Genomic DNA, 6,353 nt, shown 5'->3' on the forward strand with positions numbered 1-6,353 from the left:
CCACGAGGTCGAGGCCCGCATCCGCGCCATCAACCCCTATGCGAAACTCCACCGCACCGAGCGCTGCTCGGTGGCGCTGGCCGACGTGCTCGATCGCGGCGCTTTCGACCTCGACCGCATCCTCGACATCGAGCCGGACTTTCTGGAGGCCGACGATCATGACCACGACCATGATCATCACCACCATGGCCACGATCATCACCACCATGATCACGGCCACGGCCTGAAGCACTATCACGACGAGGACATGCAATCGCTGTCGCTCAAGACCGACAAGCCGCTCGATCCGAACATGTTCATGCCCTGGCTCCAGAATCTGGTGCAGGTGGAGGGCGGCAAGATCCTGCGCTCCAAGGGCATCCTCGCCTTCCACGACGATGACGACCGCTACGTCTTCCAGGGCGTCCACATGATGCTGGAGGGCAACCACCAGCGGAAGTGGAAGGACGGCGAGCCGCGCGAGAGCCGCCTCGTCTTCATCGGCCGCGAATTGCCGGAAGAAGCCATCCGCAAGGGTTTTGAGAGCTGCATCGTCTCGTGATGAAAGAGTTTACGCCGGCCCCCGATTCCGCCTCGATCGTCTCCGTTACCGACCGCGTCAAGCCGGTCGCGCTCGGCATGGGCGTGACGTCGGTGCATTTCCTTGGGCCCCGCGCCGCCTTCGTCGGCGGCGAGGAGAATGTCGCGTTCGTCGACGCCAAGGGCGAGATCACGACGGTCGCCGTGCATGGCGGCGGCATTCTCTCGACCGCCTCCGACGGCAAGCGCCTCATCATGGGCGGCGACGACGGCAAGGTCGTTGCGCTCGATGCCAAGGGCGAGGTGACGCTGCTCGCCACCGACCCGAAGCGCCGCTGGATCGACGCGGTGGCGCTGCATGCGGACGGTGCCTATGCCTGGTCGGCCGGCAAGACGGCCACCGTCAAGAGCGGCAAGCTAGAGGAGAAGTCGCTCGAGGTGCCCTCGACCGTCGGCGGGCTCGCCTTCGCACCAAAGGGCCTGCGGCTCGCGATCGCGCACTACAACGGCGCGACGCTGTGGTTTCCGAATATGGAAGGATCGGCCGAATTCCTGCCCTGGGCCGGCTCGCATCTCGGCGTCACCTTCAGCCCGGACAACAAGTTCCTGGTCACCACGATGCACGAGGCGGCCCTGCACGGCTGGCGGCTTGCCGACAACCGGCACATGCGCATGACCGGCTATCCCGGCCGCGTCCGTTCGATGTCCTGGAGCGCGGGTGGCAAGGCGCTTGCGACCTCGGGCGCCGACACCATCATCCTGTGGCCGTTCGCCAGCAAGGACGGTCCGATGGGGAAGGAGCCCGCGATGCTCGCGCCGCTCCAGGCGCGCGTCTCGGTGGTCGCCTGCCATCCCAAGAACGACATCCTCGCCGCCGGCTACAGCGACGGCACCGTGCTGATGGTGCGGCTGGAGGACGGCGCCGAGATCCTGGTCCGCCGCAACGGCACCCCGCCGGTCGCCGCGCTCACCTGGAACGCCAAGGGCACGCTGCTGGCATTTGCGGACGAAAATGGGGACGGCGGCCTGCTGGAGCTTTGAACTGTCATCGTTCCGGCCGTATAGGGGGCCATGCGGTTTCTGACGACCTTCCAGCTTGCTGATTTCGCCGACACGCTGGTCAGCCTGTTCACGGCCTTCGTGCTGGGCACGCTGATCGGCGCCGAGCGGCAATACCGCCAGCGCACTGCGGGCCTGCGCACCAATGTGCTGGTCGCGGTCGGTGCGGCCGCGTTCGTCGATCTCGCCATGCATCTGACCGGCGCCGACGGCGCGGTGCGGGTGATCTCCTATGTCGTCTCCGGCATCGGCTTCCTGGGCGCCGGCGTCATCATGAAGCAGGGCATGGACGTCCGCGGGCTCAACACCGCGGCGACGCTGTGGGCCTCGGCCGCGGTCGGCTCCTGCGCCGGCGCCGACATGATTGCGCAGGCGGCCGCGCTGACCGTGTTCGTGATCGCCGGCAACACCATGCTGCGCCCGCTGGTCAATGCCATCAACCGCATCCCGCTGAACGAGAAGACTTCGGAGGCGACCTACTACTTCAAGCTCGCGGTGGCGGCGGACGCCTTGCCCGACATGCGCGACCGGCTCGTTGAGAAGCTCGAGGGCGCAAAATATCCGGTGGCCGATATCGACGTGGTCGAGACCGGGGACGATCTGATCGAAATCGTCGCAAAGCTGGTCGCGACCGCGGTCGATCCGAACGAACTGAATGCGGTGGCGACCGATCTTCAGCACCTGCCGGGCGTGCGCCACGCCACCTGGGAAGTCAGCACCACGGATTGAGCGTGGCGTTTTGGCGCGCAAACGTGCGGTTCCCGCCTTGCCGGGCACGGAACCGCAGTCGGACCATTTCGTTGATCCCACGGACAAAGGCGGTGATCGACATGCCCGGCCCAAATGACAAGCGCAGACTGAAATTCGACCTGATGATCGCCTGCTCGCTGTTCGCAGCCGGCGTCGTGGTATCAGGCCTGTCGCTGGCGCAAATCCGCGCCGAGAGCAGGATGCAGACGGCGCAGGCGACGGGGCCGCTCCAGGGCACGCCATCCGACGATCAGAGCAAGACTCCGGCTGAATCCAAGCCCGGCGGCGACCGGCCGACCACCCCGGCGCCCGAGCCCGCGCGCCCCGATCCTCAGACGCAAGGCGCAGCCACCAAGCCGGCACTGCCGGCGGCGCCCGCGGAGAAGATCGCGCCGCCGATCAGGGAGAAGTAGCCCGACGGCCGGCGTATTGTGACGCGCATTTGACGACCGATGCCGATTATACGATCTCGCCTCGGCAGACGGCCCGCTCCATAATCCGTCGCGCCAACGACAGATGGGGCCGCCCATGAAGATCGAAGACGTCCGCCGCACCGCTTACTCGATGCCGCTCACCAACCCGTCATTCCCGCCGGGGCCATATCGCTTCTTCGACCGCGAATATTTCATCATCACCTACAGGACCGATCCCGAAGCCCTCGCCGCCATCGTGCCCGAGCCGCTTGAGGTGGCGGAGCCGTTGGTGAAATACGAATTCATTCGCATGCCCGACTCGACCGGATTCGGCGACTACACCGAAACCGGGCAGGTGATCCCGGTCCGCTTCAAGGGCGAGGAGGGCGGCTACACCCACGCGATGTATCTGGACGACGAGGCCCCGATCGCCGGCGGCCGCGAGCTGTGGGGCTTTCCGAAGAAGCTCGCGAGGCCCAAGATCGAGATCGAGAGCGACGTCCTGGTCGGCTCGTTGCATTACGGCTCGGTGCTCTGCGCTTCGGCCACGATGGGTTACAAGCACCGCAAGGTCGACCACGACACGGTGCTGAAGTCGATGGCGTCGCCGAACTTCATCCTGAAGATCATCCCGCATGTCGACGGCAGCCCGCGGATCTGCGAGCTGGTGCGTTTTCATCTCGATGACGTCGTGCTGAAGGAAGCGTGGACCGGCCCTGCCGCACTCGGCCTGTTTCCCCACGCACTCTGCGACGTCGCCCGCCTGCCGGTGCGCGAGGTGGTCTCGGCGCTGCATTTCAAGGCGGACCTGACGCTGGGGCTCGGCAGCGTGGCGTTCGATTACATGGCCAAGTAACCTGGCAAAGTAACCTGGCGAAGTAACAAGGCGAGGTAGGCCGCGAAACGAGATGCCCGGCGCGAGGCCGGGCATCATGATCGGTCAGGCGTGGTGTGCGATCAGCGCACCAGAATATTCCGGAACTGCCAGGGATCGCTGGTGTCGATATCTTCCGGAAACAGTCCGGGACGATCCGTCAGCGGCGTCCAGTCGGTGTAGAAACCCTTCACCGGGCCGAGATAGGGCAGCTGGATTTCCAGCAGGCGATCGAAATCCATCTCGTCGGCTTCGACGATGCCCTCGTTCGGGTTTTCCAGCGCCCACACCATGCCGCCGAGCACGGCGGAGGTCACCTGCAGGCCGGTGGCGTTCTGATACGGCGCGAGCTTGCGGGTCTCTTCGATCGAGAGCTGCGAGCCGTACCAGTAGGCATTGTTGTCATGCCCGAACAGCAGCACGCCCAGTTCGTCGATGCCGTCGACGATTTCGTTCTCATCGAGGATGTGGTGCTTTTCCTGCATCTTCGCGGCGCGGCCGAACATCTCATGCAGCGACAGCACGGCGTCGTCAGCCGGATGATAGGCGTAGTGGCAGGTCGGCCGATAGACCGCCGTGCCCGAGGCGTCACGCACCGTGAAGTAATCGGCAATCGAGATCGACTCGTTGTGGGTGACGAGGAAGCCATATTGCGCGCCGCGGGTCGGGCACCAGGTGCGCACGCGGGTATTGGCGCCGGGCTGCATCAGATAGATGGCGGCGCCGCAGCCGGCTTCGTGGGTCCGCGCATTTTCGGGCATCCATTTTTCATGGGTGCCCCAGCCGAGTTCGGACGGCTGCACGCCTTCCGACAGGAAACCTTCCACCGACCAGGTGTTGACGAAGACATCAGGCTCTTTCGGCGACTTGGAGCGCTGGGTGTCGCGCTCGGCGATGTGGATGCCCTTGACGCCGGCCTGCCGCATCAGGTCCGCCCATTCGGCCTTGGTCTTCGGCTTGGGGGCATTGAGCTTCAGATCGGCGGCGACATTGAGCAGCGCCTGCTTGACGAAGAAGGACACCATGCCGGGATTGGCGCCGCAGCAGGAGACGGCCGTGGTGGAGCCCGCGGGGCGCGCCTTCTTGGCGGCCAGCGTCACTTCGCGAAGGGCGTAGTTGGAGCGCGCTTCCGGGCCCTTCGACGAATCGAAATAGAAGCCGAGCCAGGGCTCGTTGACGGTGTCGATATAGAGCGCGCCGAGCTCGTTGCAGAGCTCCATGATGTCGGTCGAGCCGGTATCGACTGAGAGATTGACGCAAAAGCCCTGGCCGCCGCCTTCGGTGAGCAGCGGGGTCAGCAACTCGCGGTAATTGTCCTTGGTCACACCCTTCTGGATGAAGCGGACATTGTGCTTCTCGCAATGCGCCTTGCGGCCCTCGTCCTTGGGATCGATCACGGTGACGCGCGACTTGTCGTAATCGAGATGCCGCTCGATCAGCGGCAGCGTGCCTTTGCCGATGGAGCCGAAGCCGACCATGACGATGGGACCGGTGATCTTCGCGTAGATCTGCGAGGCGGGACTCATGGGATGGTTTCTCCGGAACGTGCTGGCAAACAAAGGGTGAGGGGGGATCAGGCGCTGCGGCGCTTGGCGGTGACTTCGATCTCGACCTTCATCTCGGGCTTGGCGAGAGCGGTGACGACCAGCAACGTCGCAGCCGGTCTGATGTCACCGAGAACCTCGCCGCAGACGGCGAAGTGGGCATCGATGTAGCTGGCGTCGGTGACGTAGTAGGTCGCACGGACGATATCGGCCATCTCGAATCCGCCCTCCTTCAGGGCGGCTTCGATGGTCTTGAAGCAGTTGCGTGACTGGCTCGTGACATCGGCCGGCATCGTCATCGTCGTGTAGTCATAGCCGGTGGTTCCAGCAACGAAGGCGAAATCGCCGTCGATCACGGCGCGGCTGTAGCCGACGGTCTTCTCGAGGGGAGAGCCGGTAGAGATCAGGCGACGGGACATGGTTCGGACCTCGACTGAAAGAGGTGTTTCGCGGGGGTTAAAGGGCGTTTCCGGGGCCTGCGCAACCCCAAAGGAATAGAGCTCAGCGCAGGCGCGGCCGGGCGTTGCCGTTCAATGCGGCTTCGGTCGTCGCCATCATGGCAATCCCTTAGGCCGCGTGCGCCTGGAGAGGGCGAACTACCCTCCGTTTGGGCAGGGCCGCGCCGGTCGGGACGATCATCCCCTCAACGCCATCCAGCGCGCCGGCCTGGAATTCGATCGCCAGCAGGCGGTCGCGCTCGAACGGGCCGGGCAGCATCAGTGCGCCGGTCTTCTCCGCCGAGAAGCCGAAGCGGGCGTAGTAGGGGGCGTCGCCGAGCAGGATCACGGCGGCATGCCCGCGCGCCCGGGCGGCGGCCAGCGCTTGTTGCATCAGCGCGGCGCCGATCCCGAGCTCGCGGCAGGCAGGGTCCACCGCCAGCGGTCCGAGGACCAGAGCGGGCCTGCCTCCGGCGCTGACGTGCCACAGCCGCACGGTTCCCACGAGTGTCCCCTCGCGCACAGCCGACAGGGCGAGGCCTGCGGCAGGTGCACGTCCGTCGCGCAGGCGCTGGCAGGTGCGGCCATGGCGGTTCTCGCCAAAGCTGGCATCCAGCAGCGCTTCACGGGCGGCGACGTCGGCAGCACGTTCCGCACGGATTGCGAACGGAGCGGCTTTCGAAGTGAGGGCGATCTGTGGCTTCCGAAAAGCAGTCATGGCGCATCAGTCCCCGCTTGAGCCGACGTGCCAGAAGCA

8 protein-coding genes are annotated in these 6,353 nt (G+C 65.4%); 5 read left to right on the plus strand and 3 right to left on the minus strand.

The features are described from left to right. From AC1D00_RS21595 to AC1D00_RS21615, 5 genes are all read left to right on the plus strand, one after another. Nucleotides 1-541: CobW family GTP-binding protein (locus AC1D00_RS21595; RefSeq protein WP_477012062.1), on the plus strand; the 541-nt coding region annotated here is incomplete at its 5' end. Then, a complete protein-coding gene (locus AC1D00_RS21600) occupies nucleotides 541-1,560 on the plus strand; it encodes a WD40 repeat domain-containing protein (protein ID WP_477012064.1) in 1,020 nt (339 codons plus the stop codon). The genes AC1D00_RS21595 and AC1D00_RS21600, both read left to right, overlap by 1 nt. 30 nt (nucleotides 1,561-1,590) lie before the next feature. Beyond that, nucleotides 1,591-2,307: an MgtC/SapB family protein gene (locus AC1D00_RS21605; protein ID WP_135175477.1), complete on the plus strand. Its 717-nt coding sequence runs from the start codon at nucleotides 1,591-1,593 to the stop codon at nucleotides 2,305-2,307. 101 nt (nucleotides 2,308-2,408) lie between these two features. Further along, a complete protein-coding gene (locus AC1D00_RS21610; protein WP_060912695.1) occupies nucleotides 2,409-2,741 on the plus strand; it encodes a hypothetical protein in 333 nt (110 codons plus the stop codon). Nucleotides 2,742-2,856: 115 nt separating this feature from the next. After that, entirely contained in the window at nucleotides 2,857-3,597 is a 741-nt protein-coding gene (locus AC1D00_RS21615; protein ID WP_167770944.1) for an acetoacetate decarboxylase, read from the plus strand. A 101-nt stretch (nucleotides 3,598-3,698) separates the two neighbouring features. Here the strand turns inward: AC1D00_RS21615 and AC1D00_RS21620 are convergent, their stop codons facing one another. The 3 genes from AC1D00_RS21620 to AC1D00_RS21630 form a co-directional block, all read right to left on the minus strand. Then, the gene (locus AC1D00_RS21620) at nucleotides 3,699-5,141 is read right to left on the minus strand and encodes a homospermidine synthase (protein WP_477012063.1); all 1,443 of its coding nucleotides are present in this window, start codon (nucleotides 5,139-5,141) and stop codon (nucleotides 3,699-3,701) included. A 47-nt stretch (nucleotides 5,142-5,188) separates the two neighbouring features. Beyond that, nucleotides 5,189-5,578 (minus strand): RidA family protein, encoded by a 390-nt coding sequence (locus AC1D00_RS21625; protein ID WP_027543280.1) that lies wholly within the window; start codon nucleotides 5,576-5,578, stop codon nucleotides 5,189-5,191. A 148-nt stretch (nucleotides 5,579-5,726) separates the two neighbouring features. Then, on the minus strand, nucleotides 5,727-6,314 hold the full coding sequence (locus AC1D00_RS21630; protein WP_135175474.1) for a GNAT family N-acetyltransferase: 588 nt from the start codon (nucleotides 6,312-6,314) through the stop codon (nucleotides 5,727-5,729). Nucleotides 6,315-6,353: the final 39 nt, after the last annotated feature.

It is taken from the genome of Bradyrhizobium sp. P2_E8, assembly GCF_056403875.1.

Coding starts and splice junctions, on each gene's coding strand:
- AC1D00_RS21600 (WP_477012064.1), top strand. CDS start 541: ATGAAAGAGTTTACGCCGGCCCCCGATTCCGCCTCGATCGTCTCCGTT.
- AC1D00_RS21605 (WP_135175477.1), top strand. CDS start 1,591: ATGCGGTTTCTGACGACCTTCCAGCTTGCTGATTTCGCCGACACGCTG.
- AC1D00_RS21610 (WP_060912695.1), top strand. CDS start 2,409: ATGCCCGGCCCAAATGACAAGCGCAGACTGAAATTCGACCTGATGATC.
- AC1D00_RS21615 (WP_167770944.1), top strand. CDS start 2,857: ATGAAGATCGAAGACGTCCGCCGCACCGCTTACTCGATGCCGCTCACC.
- AC1D00_RS21620 (WP_477012063.1), bottom strand. CDS start 5,141: ATGAGTCCCGCCTCGCAGATCTACGCGAAGATCACCGGTCCCATCGTC.
- AC1D00_RS21625 (WP_027543280.1), bottom strand. CDS start 5,578: ATGTCCCGTCGCCTGATCTCTACCGGCTCTCCCCTCGAGAAGACCGTC.
- AC1D00_RS21630 (WP_135175474.1), bottom strand. CDS start 6,314: ATGACTGCTTTTCGGAAGCCACAGATCGCCCTCACTTCGAAAGCCGCT.